19 protein-coding genes and 1 pseudogene are annotated in these 16715 nt (G+C 70.7%); 8 read left to right on the top strand and 12 right to left on the bottom strand.

Features of this window, described 5'->3' with window-relative positions:
• Positions 1 to 125: 125 nt before the first annotated feature.
• Positions 126 to 1490, top strand: a complete 1365-nt coding sequence (locus AB0L00_RS04070; RefSeq protein ID WP_364427988.1) for a M1 family metallopeptidase — start codon at positions 126 to 128, stop codon at positions 1488 to 1490.
• Here the strand turns inward: AB0L00_RS04070 and AB0L00_RS04065 are convergent, their stop codons facing one another.
• Positions 1491 to 2534, bottom strand: a complete 1044-nt coding sequence (locus AB0L00_RS04065) for a DUF3068 domain-containing protein (RefSeq protein ID WP_364427986.1) — start codon at positions 2532 to 2534, stop codon at positions 1491 to 1493.
• A 130-nt stretch (positions 2535 to 2664) separates the two neighbouring features.
• Between AB0L00_RS04065 and AB0L00_RS04060 the strand changes: the two genes are divergently transcribed.
• Both AB0L00_RS04060 and AB0L00_RS04055 read left to right on the top strand, forming a co-directional pair.
• On the top strand, positions 2665 to 3402 hold the full coding sequence (locus tag AB0L00_RS04060) for a class I SAM-dependent methyltransferase (RefSeq protein ID WP_364427984.1): 738 nt from the start codon (positions 2665 to 2667) through the stop codon (positions 3400 to 3402).
• Positions 3399 to 4613, top strand: coding sequence for an acyltransferase (locus AB0L00_RS04055; protein ID WP_364427982.1), 1215 nt, complete (start codon positions 3399 to 3401; stop codon positions 4611 to 4613). The genes AB0L00_RS04060 and AB0L00_RS04055 overlap by 4 nt, the downstream gene beginning before the upstream one ends.
• Positions 4614 to 4671: 58 nt before the next feature.
• Here the strand turns inward: AB0L00_RS04055 and AB0L00_RS04050 are convergent, their stop codons facing one another.
• Positions 4672 to 4998 (bottom strand): rhodanese-like domain-containing protein, encoded by a 327-nt coding sequence (locus AB0L00_RS04050; RefSeq protein ID WP_364427980.1) that lies wholly within the window; start codon positions 4996 to 4998, stop codon positions 4672 to 4674.
• A gap of 74 nt (positions 4999 to 5072) precedes the next feature.
• On the opposite strand from AB0L00_RS04050, the gene AB0L00_RS04045 reads away from it, so the two are divergent.
• A complete protein-coding gene (locus tag AB0L00_RS04045) occupies positions 5073 to 5669 on the top strand; it encodes a helix-turn-helix domain-containing protein (RefSeq protein WP_364427978.1) in 597 nt (198 codons plus the stop codon).
• A 101-nt stretch (positions 5670 to 5770) separates the two neighbouring features.
• Here AB0L00_RS04045 and AB0L00_RS04040 read toward each other — a convergent pair whose 3' ends face one another.
• The 3 genes and pseudogenes from AB0L00_RS04040 to AB0L00_RS04030 form a co-directional block, all read right to left on the bottom strand.
• On the bottom strand, positions 5771 to 6556 hold the full coding sequence (locus tag AB0L00_RS04040; RefSeq protein WP_364427975.1) for a glucose 1-dehydrogenase: 786 nt from the start codon (positions 6554 to 6556) through the stop codon (positions 5771 to 5773).
• A gap of 12 nt (positions 6557 to 6568) precedes the next feature.
• On the bottom strand, positions 6569 to 7012 hold the full coding sequence (locus tag AB0L00_RS04035; protein WP_364427973.1) for an FCD domain-containing protein: 444 nt from the start codon (positions 7010 to 7012) through the stop codon (positions 6569 to 6571).
• Positions 7013 to 7021: 9 nt separating this feature from the next.
• Positions 7022 to 7186: pseudogene (locus AB0L00_RS04030) on the bottom strand (GntR family transcriptional regulator); the annotation flags it as partial.
• Positions 7187 to 7227: 41 nt separating this feature from the next.
• Between AB0L00_RS04030 and AB0L00_RS04025 the strand changes: the two are divergent.
• Entirely contained in the window at positions 7228 to 8400 is a 1173-nt protein-coding gene (locus AB0L00_RS04025; protein ID WP_364427971.1) for an aminotransferase class V-fold PLP-dependent enzyme, read from the top strand.
• A gap of 2 nt (positions 8401 to 8402) precedes the next feature.
• On the opposite strand, the gene AB0L00_RS04020 is transcribed toward AB0L00_RS04025, so the two are convergent.
• The 3 genes from AB0L00_RS04020 to AB0L00_RS04010 all read right to left on the bottom strand — a co-directional run bounded on the left by AB0L00_RS04020 (position 8403) and on the right by AB0L00_RS04010 (position 11459).
• Positions 8403 to 9974, bottom strand: coding sequence for a hypothetical protein (locus AB0L00_RS04020; RefSeq protein WP_364427968.1), 1572 nt, complete (start codon positions 9972 to 9974; stop codon positions 8403 to 8405).
• Between the two features lie 96 nt (positions 9975 to 10070).
• The gene (locus tag AB0L00_RS04015; RefSeq protein WP_364427967.1) at positions 10071 to 10811 is read right to left on the bottom strand and encodes a polyprenol monophosphomannose synthase; all 741 of its coding nucleotides are present in this window, start codon (positions 10809 to 10811) and stop codon (positions 10071 to 10073) included.
• Between the two features lie 204 nt (positions 10812 to 11015).
• On the bottom strand, positions 11016 to 11459 hold the full coding sequence (locus AB0L00_RS04010; protein WP_364427965.1) for a MarR family transcriptional regulator: 444 nt from the start codon (positions 11457 to 11459) through the stop codon (positions 11016 to 11018).
• An 86-nt stretch (positions 11460 to 11545) separates the two neighbouring features.
• Here AB0L00_RS04010 and AB0L00_RS04005 point away from each other — a divergent pair, with 86 nt between their 5' ends.
• Positions 11546 to 12502 (top strand): NAD(P)-dependent oxidoreductase, encoded by a 957-nt coding sequence (locus tag AB0L00_RS04005; RefSeq protein ID WP_364427964.1) that lies wholly within the window; start codon positions 11546 to 11548, stop codon positions 12500 to 12502.
• A gap of 36 nt (positions 12503 to 12538) precedes the next feature.
• Here the strand turns inward: AB0L00_RS04005 and AB0L00_RS04000 are convergent, their stop codons facing one another.
• Positions 12539 to 12646, bottom strand: a complete 108-nt coding sequence (locus AB0L00_RS04000; RefSeq protein ID WP_364427962.1) for a DUF397 domain-containing protein — start codon at positions 12644 to 12646, stop codon at positions 12539 to 12541.
• A gap of 6 nt (positions 12647 to 12652) precedes the next feature.
• Complete coding sequence (locus tag AB0L00_RS03995) at positions 12653 to 13462, bottom strand: helix-turn-helix transcriptional regulator (protein WP_364427960.1); 810 nt, start codon at positions 13460 to 13462, stop codon at positions 12653 to 12655.
• Between the two features lie 142 nt (positions 13463 to 13604).
• Here AB0L00_RS03995 and AB0L00_RS03990 point away from each other — a divergent pair, with 142 nt between their 5' ends.
• Positions 13605 to 13988, top strand: coding sequence for an ATP-binding protein (locus AB0L00_RS03990; RefSeq protein ID WP_364427957.1), 384 nt, complete (start codon positions 13605 to 13607; stop codon positions 13986 to 13988).
• A gap of 759 nt (positions 13989 to 14747) precedes the next feature.
• Positions 14748 to 15110, top strand: a complete 363-nt coding sequence (locus AB0L00_RS03985; protein ID WP_364427954.1) for a DoxX family protein — start codon at positions 14748 to 14750, stop codon at positions 15108 to 15110.
• 16 nt (positions 15111 to 15126) lie between these two features.
• Here the strand turns inward: AB0L00_RS03985 and AB0L00_RS03980 are convergent, their stop codons facing one another.
• The gene (locus AB0L00_RS03980; protein ID WP_364427952.1) at positions 15127 to 15807 is read right to left on the bottom strand and encodes a TetR/AcrR family transcriptional regulator; all 681 of its coding nucleotides are present in this window, start codon (positions 15805 to 15807) and stop codon (positions 15127 to 15129) included.
• A gap of 17 nt (positions 15808 to 15824) precedes the next feature.
• Entirely contained in the window at positions 15825 to 16709 is an 885-nt protein-coding gene (locus tag AB0L00_RS03975; protein WP_364427950.1) for a sigma-70 family RNA polymerase sigma factor, read from the bottom strand.
• Positions 16710 to 16715 lie beyond the last annotated feature (6 nt).

Below are 16715 nucleotides of genomic sequence, written 5' to 3'. Positions count from 1 at the left end.
CGCGGCGGGCGCGCGAGGTTATTGATTGCGGCACACATGCTCCCCCACCACCCAAAGAGACCGCTGGGCGCGGGGGCCCCGGCGTGCCCCGCGGGCCCCCCCCTCTTCATCACCAGGAGTTCCTCTTGAAGAAGGCTTTGCTCGCGCTCGTCGCCTCGGCGGCGACCGCGCTGACCCCGATGGGCGCGGCCCACGCCGCCGCCCCGCACCCGGCCACCGCCGCCCTCGCGGACACCGTACGGACGCCGGCGACGCCGTCGTACACGGTGAACCTGACCAGCAACTCCAGCGGCTCCACCTGGACCGGGCACGAGAGCGTGAGCTTCACCAACGCCTCGGCCACCCCGCTCACCGAGGTGTACCTGCGGCTGTGGGACAACTACCACGGCAGTTGCCCGTCGACGCCCATCACGGTCTCGAACGTGACCGGCGGCACCGCCGGTTCGCTGGAGGTCGGCTGCACCGCGCTGAAGGTCACGCTGCCGAGCCCGCTGAACCAGGGCCAGACCGGCTCGATCGGGTTCGACCTGAGCATCGTCGTCCCGGCCGGCGTCGACCGGTTCGGCCGAGACGGGTCGTACAACTTCCTCGGCAACGCCCTGCCGGTCCTGGCCATCCGGGACGGGTCGGGCTGGCACCTGGACCCGTACACCAACAACGGCGAGTCGTTCTACACCCTCGCCAGTGACTTCAAGGTCACGCTCGACCACCCGAGCTCGATCAGCGTCCCGGCGACCGGGACGTCGGTGGACACGCCCGGCTCCTCCGGCCGGACCGTCACGACGGCGACCGCGAACCAGGTCCGTGACTTCGCCTGGGGGGCCGGGCCGTTCGGCCTCGTCTCCGGCACCTCGCCGGGCGGCGTGAAGATCAACGTCTACCGGGTCAGCTCGATCAGTTCGAGCTCGGCGAACTCCATGCTGAGCGTGGCGGAGTCCGCGATCGACGCGCACAGCGGACGGTTCGGCGCCTACCCGTACGGCGAGGTCGACGTCGTCCTGGACAACGGGTACTGGTTCGGCGGCATGGAGTACCCCGGCTTCGTCCTCGACCTGGTCAGCTCCACCGCGCTCGCGCACGAGCTGGCGCACCAGTGGTGGTACGGCATCGTCGGCGACGACGAGTACAACAGCCCGTGGCTGGACGAGGCGTTCGCCGACTACTCCACGGACCTCTACCAGGGCCTCAGTGGGACGGGCTGCTGGAACAACGTCTCCTGGGCGTCGTCCGCCGAGAAGATCACCAACTCGATGGCGTACTGGGACGCGCACTCGAGCCGGTACAGCACGGTCGTGTACTCCTACGGCAAGTGCGCGCTCCACGACCTGCGCCGGCTCATCGGCACGACGGCGATGACCAACCTGCTGCGCACCTACGCGCAGTCCCACTGGTACGGCGTGTCGACGACGGCGGAGTTCAAGGCGGCGGCCCAGGCCGCGACCTCGACCGACCTGACGTCCTTCTGGACGCAGCACCGCATCGACGGCTGATCAGTCACCGGAACGAGGGCGGGCGGCCTGGCGCAGGCCGTCCGCCTTCTTCGTGCTTCCGTTCTCCTCGGCGGAGTCGGGCAGCGGGATGATGGTCTGGCGTCCGGGCACCGCCAGCACGAGGCCGACGACGAGCAGGACCAGCCCGAGGGCCGCTCCCCCGATCGGCACGACCGTCCGGACCGCCATGATCTTCACCGCCTGGTCCTTGTTGACCTTGGCGAGGGACTTCTGGCTCGCGTCGGTCATCTTCAGGTCCAGGTCGGCGGCGACGAGCCGGTCCACGCCGTCCTTGGTGCGCAGCGTGGTCCGGACCTTCTGCTCCTGGCTCACCTGGCCGCCGGTGCGCGGGTCCACCCAGAGCGTCACGGTCGCGGCGTAGACGCGGTCGACGGCGACATTCCCGGTCTTCTTGTCATAGCCCGGGAGTTTCTTGGGGTTCTTCACCTTCAGCAGCGCGGCGGGCAGGCCGCCCTTCACGGACTCGGTGACGGTCGGGGGGACCCGCTGGACGAAGCGGTACACCCTGATGCCCTGGATCCGCTCCTCCCCGGCGAACGCCGCGGGCCAGGTCCGCTTCGTCGAGAGGTCGAAGTACGGGTAGGAGCGCTTGTGCACGCCGATCGGCCAGAACGTCCCGATCCCGGACTGCCGGACACCGGTGTCGCTGCCGACCGACGCGCCCTTGATGTTGTAGAGCGTCCCGGCCCGGCGGTCGAAGGCGGCGCGCTGCTGCTGGATCTCGATGCTCTTCTTCGTCGCCGGGTCCTCGATGGAGGTGAAGGAGTCCCAGACGGCGATCTTCGTGGTGGCCGCCCGGGCGTCGCCGCGGACGGTGTTCACCGCTCGCAGGCGCACGCCCTTGCGAATCTTCAGGGTGGCGGTGTCGAGGTACGAGGCGTCGGTCGCCTCCAGGGTGGACTGTTGGAAGAGGTTCGCCGGAGCGGCGATCACCTGGTCCGCGACATAGAACCGCACCAGCGTGGCGAGTGCGAGGAAGAAGGCCGCGATCCCGACCAGGACCAATCCGACATTGCGTCGCACACTTGACCTCCCGCTCGACGTGCACCGCATCGTAGAGGACAAAAAGGGCGATGCACCCTTGGCTGAACAGCCGTGATGAGTACGTTACCGAGGCGTAGGATTGCCGTCTCGCCGTCCCGGAGGTCCCCCCTTGCCGCCCGTCTCCCACCGCGCGACGCTCACCCGCTCGGTACGCCTGCTGCGGGCGTTCCGCGACGAGCAGTCCGACCCGGAGGGGTTCTACCGGCTGCTGGCCGCCGACACCGTCGCCCAGCTGGGCCGGTACACCTCCCTGGACGGCGCGACCGTGGCGGATGTCGGGAGCGGGCCCGGGTTCTTCACCGCCGCGCTGCGCGAGGCGGGCGCCCGGTGCGTCGGCGTCGAGTGCGACGCCGGGGAGCTGACCCTCCACGGCCCGCCTCCGCCCGGCACCGTGCTCGGCACCGCGCTGAGCCTGCCCCTCGCCGCCGGCTCCGTCGACGTGTGCTTCTCCTCGAACGTGCTCGAGCACGTGCCCGACCCGTGGCGGATGGGCGCGGAGATGATCCGGGTCGTACGGCCCGGCGGCGTCGTGTTCCTCGCGTTCACCAACTGGCTGTCCCCCTGGGGCGGCCACGAGACCTCGCCCTGGCACTACCTCGGCGGGCACCGGGCCGCCCGGCGGTACGAGCGGGAGCACGGCCGGCCGCCCAAGAACCGGTACGGCCACAGCCTCCACCCCGTGTCGGTCGGCGCCGCCCTCGCCTGGGCGCGCGGCCGCGACGACGTCACGGTCCAGGCGGCGGCGCCGCGCTACCTCCCCGGGTGGGCCGCCCCGGTGGTCCGCGTCCCCGGCGTCCGGGAGTTCCTCACCTGGAACCTCCTCCTGGTGCTGCGCAAGACGACATGACCACGACGCGCGCCGAGGAGCGGACGCCGGACCCGCCGGCCGAGCTGCCCAGGATCTCCGGCCACCAGAACGCCCTGGACGGCGTCCGGGCCGTCGCCGCGCTCGGTGTGCTCCTCTTCCACGTCGCCGCCGACACCGGCCACACCTTCCGGAGCGACCTGACGGCCTGGCTGCTGTCCGGGGCCGGGATCTGCGTCCCGGTCTTCTTCACCCTGTCCGGCCTGTTCCTGTACCGCCCGTGGGTCGCGGCGCTGCTGCTCGACGGCCACGACCGGCCCCGTACGGGCCGCTACCTGTGGCGGCGCGCCGTCCGGATCCTGCCCGCGTACTGGCTCGTCGTCGCCTTCGTGATGGGCACCATCCTGACGGCCCACGCGGGCGACCCGTGGACCTGGCTGAAGCTGCTGACACTCACCTACACCTACGACCCGCACCCGTGGTGGCACACCTACCTCGGCCCGTCCGGGCTCGGCCAGGTGTGGAGCCTCACGGTCGAGGCCGCCTGGTACGCGCTGCTGCCCGTCACCGCCGCCCTCCTCGGCCGGTACGCCCGGCGAGGCGGCGCGGACACCGACCGGCGGGCCCGGCGCCTGCTCCACGCCATCGCGGGGTACGCGGCGGTCTCGTTCGTCTTCACGATCTTCATGTTCACGCCGCGTATGTCCATCCAGCTCGGCGTGTTCGTACCCCGCTACTTCGCCTGGTTCGCGATCGGCATGGCGCTGTCCGTGGTGACCGTCTGGGCCCGTACGGGCGCCGCGGCGCCGGTCCGGTTCTGCCGTACGATCGCGCACTCGTGGGGCACCTGCTGGGCCATCGCCGGGGTCCTCTACTGCGTCGCCGCCTCCCCGCTCACCGGCCCCACCGACCTGGTCACCCTCGACACGACCTGGACGGCGGAGCTGCGCGTCCTGCTGTACGGCCTGGTCGCGGCCTTCTTCGTCGCCCCGGTCGCCCTGGCCGGGCCGGGCGACTCCGGCGTCGACCGGATCCTCGGCAACCGCGTCGTGAGCTTCCTGGGCCGCATCTCGTACGGCGTCTTCCTCTGGCAGCTCGCGGTCTCCGTCACCTGGTTCCGCGTCACCGGCCACGCCGCCTTCACCGGCGGCTTCCTGACCGCCTTCCCCGTCATCACCGCCCTGACCGTGGCGGTCGCGACGCTCAGCTTCTACGCGGTCGAGAAACCCGCCCTCCACCTCACCCACCGCTGAGCGGCCCGCGACCGCTGGGAAAGGGCGCCGCGCTTCAGCGCCCCTTCCCGGTGGGTGATCAGGCGGATTCGGTGGGGAGGCCGGCCGCCACCCAGTCCTCGATGCCCTCGCGGTACTTGCGGACATTGGTGTAGCCGAGGGTGGTGAGCCGGTCGGCGACCTGTCCGCTGTTGGGGCACGCCGGGTTGGAGCAGTAGGTGACGATCGCGGCGTCGCGGTCGGGGAGCAGGGTGGGCGCCTGGGCGTCGACCTCGTCGCGGGTCAGTGCGAGGGCGCCGGGCAGGTGCTGCTTCGCGTAGTACTCGCCGCCCAACGCGTCGACGACGGTCACGGCGCCCGCGTCGATCGCGGTCTTCAGTTCGTCACGGGTGATGAGTGCGGTCATGCCACTACCTCCAAGAGGTGGACTATAGTCCGGTTGTGATCGATGACAGTACCGGACCAAAGTCCGCTTCCGCAATGCCCTTGGAACTGCTGCGCACACCACCTCGTAAGGAACGGGCCGACGCGGCGCGTAACCGGGCCGCGGTGCTGGAGGCCGCCGCCCGGCTGTTCGCCGAGCGGGGCGTCGAGGCGGTCTCCATGGATCAGGTGGCGGCGGCCGCCGGCGTCGGCAAGGGCACCCTGTTCCGCCGGTTCGGCGACAAGTCCGGACTGGCCGCCGCCCTGCTGGACGCCCGGGAACGTGTGTTGCAGGAGGCGATCCTGAACGGACCGCCACCCCTCGGCCCCGGGGCGGCGGCCGACGAGCGGCTCGTCGCGTTCGTCAACGCCTACTTCGACTATCTGCTGGAGTACCGGGATCTGCTCCGGATGTCGGAGAGCGCGGCACCCGGCGCCCGCTACCGGATCGGTGCCTACCGATTCTGGCACCGCCACACGGCGATCCTGCTCGGCGCCGTACCCGACCCGGAGCACACCGCGCACGCCCTGCTCGCCGCCCTGTCGGCCGTGCACGTGTCCGCGCTCCTACCGGAGCTGGGCGAGGAGCGGATACGAGCCAACCTTCTGCGCCTCGCCCGCTCGGCGACGCGGCTGTCCGACCAAGGCTCATGAGGCGGTATGTCACCCGACGGCGGCGAGCCCGGCGGTCGCCGCCGGAGATCGGGTCGTCTCGGAGGATGGTGGCCAGGCCCTCGATCCGGGTGCGGCCGGCGTCAGTGGGCCGTCCAGCCGCCGTCCACGGGGAGGATCGCGCCGGTGATGTAGGACGCCGCGGGCCCGGCCAGCAGAAGGGCGGCGGCGGTCAGTTCGGTGGGGTCCGCCCACCGGCCCGCGGGCACCTGGTGGTCGAGGAAGTCGCGTACGCGGGGGTCGTCGTCGACGTCCTCGTTGAGCGGGGTACGGAACGGGCCCGGCGCGAGAGCGTTGACGCAGATGCCGGTGCCGGCCAGTTCGGTCGCCAGGCTCCGGGTCAGCTGGACGACCGCGCCCTTGCTGGCGGCATAGCCGGCCCGGCCTGAGGCGCCCACGAGACCGAGCGCGCTGGCCAGGGTGACGATGCGGCCGTATCCCGCGGCCCGCATGAACGGGACGGCCGCCTGGCAGGCCAGGAAGGTCCCGACGACGTTGACCTCGAGACAGCGCCGGAACTCGGCCGCGCCGAGTTCGGCGATGCCACCTCTGGCCTGGATCCCCGCGCTCGTCACCAGGACGTCCAGGCGGCCGAATCGCTCGGCGACCTCACCCACCGCCCGGTGGACACCGTCTTCGTCGCTGACGTCGCAGGCCAGCGCGAAGGCCGTCCGGCCCGTGAGGGACGCGATCCGCGCCGCAGCCCGCTCTCCGGTTTCCCGCCGCCTGCCGACGAGCGCGACCGCCGAGCCCGCCTCCGCGAGGGCGAGCGCGATGGCGTGGCCCAAACCGGAGGTGCCGCCGGTGACGATGGCGACCTGTCCGTTCAGGTCCGTGCCGACGCGATGGCCCGGAGTGCTCTGGATCATGTCCACCTCTTCCTACCGGGAGGGTCGGCGCGTGTCCTGACCCAGGTACGCGGCTCCGTTGACCCAGTTCTGCACGAGCCATCGCGCCGCCTCGGTGAGATCTCCCTCCCGGATCGCGGCGAGGATGCGCCGGTGTTCGTCGATGCTCCGCCGGGCCCGGTCGGGGCCACCGAAGTAGAGCACGTCGTAGCGTTTGAGCAGGGGCTTGGTCTGGTCGATGAGCCGCATGAGGTGTCTGTTGGCGCAGGCCGAGAGCAACAGGGCATGCCAGCGGTCGTCGAGGGCGGCCAGTTCCTCACCCCTTTCCACGACGGCCCGCATCTCGTCGATCTGTTTCTCCAGCCGGTCGACGAGTCCGATCAGGTCCTGCGGCGCGGTCCACCGGAGGGCGAGGGCCTCCAACTCGCCCACCAGCGGATAGAGCTTGCGGGCCTCGTCGACGTCCAGAGGCGGCACGCGGAAGCCCCGTCGCGGCTCGGCGACCAGCAGTCCCCGATCGGTGAGCTCGACCAGCGCCTCTCGCAGCGGCGTACGGCTGACCCCGAGTTCGGCCGCGAGGCGGACCTCGTTGACGCGTCCCTCGGCAGGCAGGCGGCCGTCCAGGATCCGCGCGGTGACCTGGTCCGCGATGTCACGGCGCAGCCGCGGGCACCGCGCTCCCTCCCACGATCGTGACCGACACGGTGGTCGCCCACCTGAGCGCCGAGGCGCTGTGCGGGGGCTACCGGGCGGCGGCCGAGGCGGCGCCCCGGCTCGCCGCGGTCCGCTCCTCCATCGCCTCCCTGCTCAACGCGAGCGCCACCGACATCGCGCTGACCGACAACGCGACCCGCGCCTGGCAGGCTGTTTTCTACGCCCTGCCGTTCGGACCCGGGGATCGCATCCTCACCTGCCGCGCGGAATACGCCAGTAACGTCATCGCCTTCCTCCAGACGGCCGAACGCACCGGAGCCCGCATCGAGGTGGTCGACGACGACGAGACCGGGCAACTGGACGTGGAGGACCTGCGCCGCCGCATGGACGAGCGGGTACGCCTCATCGCGATCACCCACGTCCCCACCCAGGGCGGCCTCGTCAACCCCGCCGAGGAGGTGGGGCGGGTGGCCGAGGAGGCCGGGGTGCCGTTCCTGCTGGACGCCTGCCAGTCGGCCGGGCAACTCGACCTGGACGTCGAACGGCTGCGCTGCGACGCCCTCAGCGCCCCGGGCCGCAAATACCTGCGCGGTCCCCGCGGCACCGGCTTCCTGTACGTGCGGCCCCGGCTGCGCGAGCGGCTCCGGCCCGCAGTCCTGGATCTGCACTCCGCCGTGTGGACCGGCCCGGACAGCTACGAGATCGACAAGACCGCGCGGATGTTCGAGACGTGGGAGCGCGGCGTCGCCGCCACCCTCGGTCTGGGTGCCGCCGTGGACTACGCCCTGTCCCTGGGGCTGGGCCGGATCGAGGAGCGGGTGTGCGATCTGGCGCGGCGGCTCCGGGACGACCTGCGGCAGGTGCCCGGCGTGCAGGTCCACGACCAGGGCGCCCGGCAGTGCGGCATCGTGACCTTCGCGGTCGGCGGGATGCCCTCGGCCGAAGTCCACCACCGGCTCACCCGGTTGAACGTCAACACCTCTGTCTCGCTCCGGGAGTACGCGCGGTACGACCTGGGTGCGCGCGACCTGCCCGACCTGGTCCGCGCCTCGGTTCACTACTACAACACCGAGGAAGAACTGCGCCGGCTGGTCGAAGCGGTCGACGGACTCCCAGCGGGCCGACCACGAGGCCGCTCCCGCGATCTCCCCGGCAACGTCCTCGCGCGCGGGTATTCCGCACCCGCGGACAAGACGATCGCCGAGCCCTGACGTCAGTCGCGGCAGAGGCGGACGGCTCTCGGGTGGGACAGGCGGGCGTCGGCCGTGAAGCCGGGGAGGGCGTCCGGCTGGAGGACGGCACGGCCGCGGGTGACGATCGCGCAGGTCACGCCGTAGCGGTCCGCGATGGCCAGCCGGTCCAGGGGGGCGGTCCCCTTGGCGAAGAAGGCGGTGGTGTCGCGGGCGCGGACGTCCTCGTCGACGAAGGGGTACGGCCACGCCGGGGCGACCGTGTCGGCGCCGCGGGCGTTCACCAGGCGGGCGACGGTGAGGTCGTCGGCGATGACCACCTCGCCGGGGCGGATGCCCTTGAGCACACGGTCGTACGAGGGGGTCGGCGGCGGTGCTCCCCAGGCGTGGAGCGTGGCCGGGCTGACCTTCCCCCAGTAGGCGCGGATCAGGCCGCCCGACTCTCCGTACAGGCCGACGCAGCAGGCGACGAGGGTGACCGCCGCGTAGACCGTCCAGCCTCTGGCGCGCTCGGCGAGGTACGACGCGAGCGCCAGGTGGAGGGGGAGCATGGCGACCGGGATCACCCGCGCCAGCCCGTACGAGCCGACGGCCGCGCCGAGGGCGACGACCGCGACGGCGAGACCGAAGAGGATCTGCAACTCCCGGCCGAGCGGGCGGCGGCCTCCGGTGACGAGCGCGGGCAGGCCGACGAGGGCCAGGCCGTACGTGGCGAAACCGCCGTCCTTGACCACGTCCGTGAGCAGCACCTTGTGGATGGCGTCGAAGCTGCCCGCCGCCCCGAAGAGGGTGGAGACGTCCGACCACGGCCACACCATCACGAGGGCGAACGCCACCGCGGCGCCGACGGCCAGGTGGAGGGGCCGGGCGCGAAGCGTCGCCCGCGGATCGGCCAGCACGAACGCGACCAGGCCGATCACCATGTTCACGGCGGTGAACGGGTGGATGAGGACGACCAGCGTGCCGAGCAGCGCGACGGTGGCGACCGCGCCCACGCCTTCAGGCCGTGCTCGGTGGCGCAGGAAGGCGTCCCAGACCAGCAGCATGAGCGCCGTCCCGATCAGGCTCGGGTAGCTCATGGTCCAAGAGAGGGAGTACAGGCCGAGGAAGCCGCTCCAGGCGACCGGGTCGGTACCCCACAGGAGGAGGGCGAAGACCAGGGCCAGCGTCGCCACGAGCGGGCCGCGCCCGAGGTTGCGGCAGAAGCGGCGCAGGGCGAAGATCAGCAGCCCGACGTTGGCGAGCCCGGCGGCTTCGAGCACCGTACGGGTGGGCGCCCCCGTCGCCGCCTTGATCATGCCCAGCAGGACGGTGTACGGGGAGTAGTAGGGACTGCCGGAGGCCGCGCCGACCATGGGGTCGGCCGGGCTCCACAGGTCGCGCGCCAGGGTGTTCACCGTCGCGAGGTGCAGCAGGAAGTCACTGACCCAGGTGTGCTGGAGCGTGACCAGGAGCGCCCAGAGCCCGACCGGCACGGCGACGATGAGGTACGGGTCACGCCACCACCGGGCGCGGGCCGGCGGTCGGCCGTTGGGGGAATCGGCCGGCTCCTGGCTCACCTGGTCGGATCCGGCGATGGGGGGACCGTGATGCATGGGCGTCTTCTCGTGCGGGGGGAGGGAGGTTCTCTGCGACGGCTCGCGTGGGGCGGGCCACCGTGAGTTCCGATGGCCGGGGACGCCGAACGACCGTCAGCGGCGACGGCCGGTGAGGCTTCCCAGGCGGTAGGCGACACCCCATCCGGTGACGCGGCGGAAGGCCTCGACGATGATGTCGCGGCTCATCTTGGAGTTGCCGCGCTCCCGCTCGACGAAGGTGATCGGCACCTCTGCCACCTGAAGGCCGCACCGGACCGTCCGCAGCGTCAGGTCGACCTGGAAGCAGTAGCCCTGGGAGGTGACGTCGTCGATGCCGATCTTTCGCAGCGTCGTGGCGCGGTAGGCGCGGAACCCGCCGGTCGAGTCGCGCACGGGGATGCCCAGCATCAGCCGCGCGTAGGTGTTCGCGCCCCGCGAGAGGACCTCACGGTTCTTCGGCCAGTTCTGGACCTGCCCGCCGCGTACCCAGCGGGACCCGATGGCCAGGTCGCTGTGCTCGAGGGCGCCGAGCAGTCTCGGCAGCTCCTCGGGCTGGTGGGAGCCGTCGGCGTCCATCTCGACCAGAACCTCGAAGCCGTGCTCCAGCCCCCAGTTGAACCCGGCGACGTACGCCGCGCCCAGTCCCTCCTTGCCCTGGCGGTGCAGCACGTGGACCTGCTCGTCGCGGGCGGCGATCTCGTCGGCGATCTCGCCGGTGCCGTCGGGGCTGGCGTCGTCGGCGATCAGGATGTCGACGGTCGGCACGGCCGCGCGGACCCTGTCGACAATGATCTCCAGGTTCTCCCGCTCGTTGTACGTCGGGATGATCACCAGAACCCGTTGGAGGTCGCCCACGCTGTCCACCCTTCGCTCCCGCAGACCGCCGTCCTCGACCTGGCGGACCGCCGCGAAGGGTCGAGAGGCTCGCAAAGAATACGCGACATGCGGTGCGCAAGTGATGTTTGGTTCATAGGTCTCATCTCGGGCGGACCTGGAAGAACGTTCGGGCGGGCGAATACGTCGATATCGGGCCGGGCGACCGTTTCGTTCTTCGCGCCCTCACTCTCCGCTCGAGGCGGTCTCGTTCGGGCCGAGTTGCTGGATGACCTTGGTGAGCGCCGTTCGCAGGTGGCGACGTTCCTCTTCGGTGAGGGTGGCGGTCGCGTGCTCCTCCAGGCGGCGGCGGGCCTCCTGGATGGGCTGCCGGGCGGCGCGGGCGCGGTCGGTCAGGTAGAGGCGGACGAGCCGGCCGTCGTTCGGGTCACGGCGGCGGGTGAGCAGCCCGGCGGCCTCCATGCGCGTGGCGGTGTTCACGATCGTCGGGGTCGTGATGGGCAGGCGCGCCCGTGCCGCCACCTCGCCCGGCGTCAGGCCGTCGGTCTCCCAGAGCGCTTCCAGGATGAGGTTCTGGCCGATCCGGACGCCGTGTCTGTTCATCGCCTCGTCGGAGGCGGCCTGCAGCAGCTTATGCGTCCGGACCAGCAGCGTCAGGAAGTCGTCCACCTCTCGATCCTAAGGGTCGATTGCATGCTAATGATTTCGCCGCTACGGTCTCATTAGCAAGCTAACGACCTCCTGGAGAACCACGCATGATCCTGATCACTGGCGGGCTCGGCTTCATCGGCTCCCACACCGCCCGCGCGCTGCTCGACCTCGGCGAGTCCTGCGTGCTCACCCGGCACCGTACGGCCCGGATCCCCGCCTTCCTCGAAGACGAGGTCGGCAGCCGTCTCTTCGTCGAGCCGCTCGACGTCACCGACCCCGACGCGGTCCTGGGCCTCGGCGAACGTCACTCCATCACGGGCATCGTGCACCTCGCCGCGGTGTTCTTCGGCAGCCACTCCCCCGTGGAGGAGGTCCAGGCCAACACGCTGGGGCTGCTGAACGTGCTGCGGGCGGCCACGGAGTGGGGCGTGCCACGCGTGAGCCTCGCCAGCACGGTCGGCGTCTACCTCGGCGTGAACGAGACCGTGCTCCTCGAGGACGTTCCGCTTCCGATGACCGCCACGCACCCGATCCCCGCGGCCAAGAAGAGCGCCGAACTGCTGGCGGGCACGGTGGCCGAACGGGCGGGCTTCGAGGCGGTCAACCTGCGCATCGGGGCGATCTGGGGCCCGCTCGGCCGCCCCGAATCGCCGTTCTTCCCTGTTCCCCGCCTCGTGCACGCGGCGGTGCGGGGCGAGGCGGCGGACTTCTCCCCGCCGCGCCGGCCCGCGTACACCGACGACGGCGGCGACTACTGCTACGTCAGGGACTGCGGCCGCGCCATCGCCCTGCTACAGACGGCCGACCGCCTGAACCACCGCACGTACAACATCGGCTCCGGCCAGGTGACCAAGCACACCGAGGTCATCGAGGCGATCCGCACCGCCATCCCCGACGCAACGATCGACCTGCCCGCCGGTCGTAGTCCCGGCGCTCCCGCCGAAGACCCGTACCTCGACCTCACCCGGCTCCGCCAGGACACCGGCTTCACTCCCGCGTACGACCCGAAGCGCGCCGTCCACGACTACATCGCCTGGCTCAACGCCGGCCACGAACGCTAAGGAACGGCCCCCTAGGCGACGGCAGTGAACCGGCGGTCAGACGCTGCGCACGTCGCCGCAGTCGATCACGGCGACCTCGACGCAGGTACCGCCCTCCTGGCCGCTGTGGGTGCTCTTTCGCCAGCCAAGGGTTGGTGAGTCCATGTCAGGTCACGTCCCTTCCATGAGGGCTCGGATCAGATCGGTCGACGCGGCCGCAGACAGAGCAGCCGATCTGATCAGGTCGAACATCACCTTAAGACCCTCGATCGACTTATGTTGCTCGATCAGGGGGCCGTGACCGTTAACGGCCTCGGCGTAGCCCAGGTCCGGTGCTTCATCGAAGCTGAAGATCGTGAAACCCCCAGACGGATAGACCGGGGCATCCTCCGGCAGTACGTGAATCGTGATGTTCGGCCGCTCTGCCAGCTCAAGCAGCCGCGCGTACTGCTCGCGCATCACGTCGGGGCCACCCACGACGCGTCGAAGCGCCGACTCCGAAAGGACGAAGACCAGCCACGGCGCGTCCTCCCGATCGAGGATCTCTTGGCGGGCCAGCCGGGCGGCGACGAGTTCTTCCAACCTTTCGTCCGGCTGCCCTGCCCGCAGCACCTCCCGTGCGTAGGCCTCAGTCTGTAGCAGGCCCGTGATCAGCAGCGGGTCGAAGAGGCGGATGGAGGCGGCGCGGGCTTCGGCGGCGACGTAGTCACGGAACCAGCTCGGGGTCTGTTCGCGGCGGACGTGCCACCAGAGCTCTTCAAAGTAGGCGTCGAGGCCGAAGAGCTTGTCGAAGCCCTTGGACATCTCCGGGGTGGTCGGTCGTTTGGCGGTTTCGATGTGGCCGATCATCTGGCCGGTCACCCCGACTCGTCCTCCTAATGCGTCTTGCGAGAGATTGGCCTTTTTCCGGTAATACCGGAGGCGATAGCCGTACTGTGCGATCGCCGAGACGCGCGGATCGAGTTCTCGTTCTCGTCCCATCGGTTCGATCTCCCTTGTCCGCGGTTGTGATGTGTAGCGACGAAACCGTATCGACGGTAAACGCCGCGCGACACGCTGAGGAAGCGATCCCTTCAGCGACCTGCGAGGGGTAGGAGAAATCGTCGACCGCGGAGGAAGTCTCGTGATCGAATCGCGTCTTCCGTATGAAATATCTCTTAGCCCGAGGACGGCGGCGGCGCCCTGCGCCCGTCTCGTACTCAAAGACCGGCTGCGGGAATGGGGCCTGGCCGAACTGCTGGAGGACGCGGGCACCGTCACGGGTGAGCTCGTCGCCAACGCGGCCAGGCTCGGCCAGGTCTTCACGGTCCGGCTGACCCCCGAGGACGGCGCCCTGCTGGTCGAGGTGGTGGACTCCTCGCCGGACGAGCCTCAGATCAGGGACGCGTTCGGTGACTCGGACGCGGAGGGCGGGCGGGGTCTGCTGATCGTGGCGGCGCTGGCCGCCGGCTGGGGCGTACGCCGGGAGGGCCCCCGGAAGGTCGTCTGGGCACGGGTGGCGCCATGACGGCCGAGGACATCGAGGCGGAGCTGTACCGCCTTCGGAGTGCGCACCCGGACTGGCTGATCATTTACGGGGCCTACACCCGGTGCTTTGCAGCACACGGTTACATGCTCGACAGACCGGGCGTCTGGATCACCGCACGCACGCCAGCGGAACTGCAACGCCGGATAGGTCTGATAACGAACACCTATTCAGGCCATCGCAAATAGGTGCAATCATCACAGTAGACAGCCCAGGAAAAGACGCCGCAGCAGGCGCCTTGGAACCGGGGTCGGCGGTGGTCGCCCGGAGCAGCACCCACGGCGACCTTCACGCTAACGTCGCAGAGCGCCGCCTAGATGCGGCCTATACCGAGAGTTTCGTTCGCCCGGGATTCAGTGGCGAGGTCGCAGATGGGACAGACCGCCATAGCCCGACTCCGAAGCCGGACGCCGCCGAAAGGCCCCTCCGGCCCGGAGCCCCGGTGACGCTCCTCGACGGCGGCGGAGAGGTGCGATCGGTGACCTTCAGCCCCGACGGCAAGACCGTTGCCGGCGGTGGGAGTCGTCTCACGATCTGGCAGATCGGCTGAGCGCCCGGCAGCCGTTGACCTGAACCGGCTCGATCGACGCGTCGGCGCCGGGGCTGTCCGCGCCGACGGCCGGCCGATGGTCACCCATGGGAAGTCCTGCCTGTGACGCGCGTCATAGGCCGGTGCCGTCACAAAGGGCGCGGCGTCGGTGCCTTGTGGGCGAACGAACCACCGGCAGCAAAGGAAACCTCATGAACCTCGCGCTATGGATCTGCGCCGGACTGCTGGCCCTGGTCGCGCTGGCCGGCGGGATCAGCAAGACCTTCGTCCCCAAGGAGAAGCTGGCCGCGGCCCACGGTGGGGGCTGGACCGACGCCGCCAGTGTCGGCTTCGTCAAGACCCTCGGCGTCCTCGAACTCCTGGCCGCGGTGGGCTTGGTCCTGCCGGCCCTGGTCGGCATCGCACCGGTTCTGGTGCCGGTGACCGCCGTCTGCTGGATCCTGCTGATGGTCGGTGCGATGGTCACCCACGGCCGACGCGGCGAATTCGCACTCGTGGTGCTGAACCTCGCCTATCTCGCCCTGGCCGTGTTCATCGCGTGCGGCCGGTTCTGAGCCCTGGCCCGTCGGCTCAGGGTGATCCCGTCCCGTCGGTTCGCGGTCCGAAGGCGCCGGCCTGCCAGAGGGTACGGACGTGGTCGATCACCTGCGGGCCGAGGGCGCTCAGCCCTTCGACGTCGTTCTCGGCGACCGCCCTGGTCACCAGGGTGCTGGTCGCCGCGACGACCATCTGGCAGGTGAACCGGCCCGCGTCGTCGGTGACCCCCATCAGGTCGGCGAACACGGCGGTGATGGCGTCCTGCAGCTCGCTGCGGCGCCGCATCGCCGCGGGACCGGCCGCGTACACCTCGATCAGGAACAGCCGCGTGTAGGGCAGTTCGATGGCGAGTGCCGCGAGGTAGGCGGTGAACGTCCGCTCGAAACCGCCCAGCGGGTCACCGGTCGCCTCCGGACCGGGCATGCGGTGTTCGTCGGCGCCGACCATCTCCAGCAGGTGCTGCAGCAGCAGGTCGGCGGCGACGTCGAAGGCGGCCATGAAGCAGTCGAGCTTGTCCTCGAACAGCTGGTAGAAGCTCTGCCGCGAGACGCCCGACCGCTGGAGTACGTCGGCGACCGAGGTGGCGACGTACCCCTTCTCGGCCATCACTTCGGCCATCGCCGCGCACAGCCGCGAGCGCTGGATGCGTTCCACTTCCTCCCGCGAGAGCGCGTAACGCCCGCGGGGCAGCCGACGCGGCGATGAATCCGACACCCGTTCACCATAGATGTTCATGGCACCGGCCGAGACGGCAGGAGCGCGAGGTCGAGCCGCCGGAGCCGCGCCGGATCGGCGACGATGTCGTACTCGGCGACCTGGTCGCCCGCCACCGTGATCACGAGCGCGAGCAGCAGCCGGCCGTGCGGGGCGATCACGGCGCCTACCCTTCCGTCGACGAGCGCGGGTTCGGCGAACGTCGCGCGCCGCCCGAAGACCAGTGTCTCCCGCGCCACGGTGTCCGCCCCACGCGCCACCGCCGGCCGCCCCGGCGTCAGCACGACCGCGTCGGCCCGCCGTACGACGTCCGGGGCGAGCACGGCGAGCAGCGCGGTGAGGTCGCCGCCGCGCGCGGCGGCGAGGAACGCCTCGACGACCCGTCGTTGCTTGGACAGCTCGGCGGTGGGGAGCGCCGTCGTGCCGCGTACCCGGTGCCGTGCCCGGCTGGCGAGCTTCTTGGCGGTGACCGGAGTGCGGTCGACGATGGGGGCGATCTGGTCGAACGGTACGGCGAACAGGTCGTGCAGCACGAAGGCGACGCGTTCGGCGGGCGGAAGGGTGTCCAAGACCACGAGCATGGCGCGGCCGACCGAGTCGATGAGCATGGCCTCGTCCTCCGGGTCGTCGTCCCCCGCCTGCGCGGACACCTCCCATTCGAGAGTGTCCTCCCGGCGCGAGGCGCGCGTCCGCAGCATGTCGAGGCAGAGCCGGGACACCACCGTACGGAGCCATGCCTCCAGGTTGTCGATGCCGCGTTCATCCGTGCGGCTGAGTCGCAGCCATGCCTCCTGGACGGCGTCCTCCGCCTCGTTCGCCGAACCCAGCATCCGGTAGGCCACCGCGCGCAACTGCTCGCGGTGCGCCTCGAAGCGCCGGGCCAGTCCCTCGTGCTCGTCCATCGGTCA

Source organism: Actinoallomurus sp. NPDC052308 (assembly GCF_040679195.1).
Classification (GTDB): domain Bacteria; phylum Actinomycetota; class Actinomycetes; order Streptosporangiales; family Streptosporangiaceae; genus Actinoallomurus; species Actinoallomurus liliacearum.
Note: the sequence above shows the minus strand (reverse complement) of the source record. Positions and strands in the feature narration are given on the sequence as shown.

Coding starts and splice junctions, on each gene's coding strand:
- AB0L00_RS04055 (WP_364427982.1), top strand. CDS start 3,399: ATGACCACGACGCGCGCCGAGGAGCGGACGCCGGACCCGCCGGCCGAG.
- AB0L00_RS04050 (WP_364427980.1), bottom strand. CDS start 4,998: ATGACCGCACTCATCACCCGTGACGAACTGAAGACCGCGATCGACGCG.
- AB0L00_RS04045 (WP_364427978.1), top strand. CDS start 5,073: ATGCCCTTGGAACTGCTGCGCACACCACCTCGTAAGGAACGGGCCGAC.
- AB0L00_RS04040 (WP_364427975.1), bottom strand. CDS start 6,556: ATGATCCAGAGCACTCCGGGCCATCGCGTCGGCACGGACCTGAACGGA.
- AB0L00_RS04020 (WP_364427968.1), bottom strand. CDS start 9,974: ATGCATCACGGTCCCCCCATCGCCGGATCCGACCAGGTGAGCCAGGAG.
- AB0L00_RS04005 (WP_364427964.1), top strand. CDS start 11,546: ATGATCCTGATCACTGGCGGGCTCGGCTTCATCGGCTCCCACACCGCC.
- AB0L00_RS04000 (WP_364427962.1), bottom strand. CDS start 12,646: ATGGACTCACCAACCCTTGGCTGGCGAAAGAGCACCCACAGCGGCCAG.
- AB0L00_RS03995 (WP_364427960.1), bottom strand. CDS start 13,462: ATGGGACGAGAACGAGAACTCGATCCGCGCGTCTCGGCGATCGCACAG.
- AB0L00_RS03985 (WP_364427954.1), top strand. CDS start 14,748: ATGAACCTCGCGCTATGGATCTGCGCCGGACTGCTGGCCCTGGTCGCG.
- AB0L00_RS03975 (WP_364427950.1), bottom strand. CDS start 16,709: ATGGACGAGCACGAGGGACTGGCCCGGCGCTTCGAGGCGCACCGCGAG.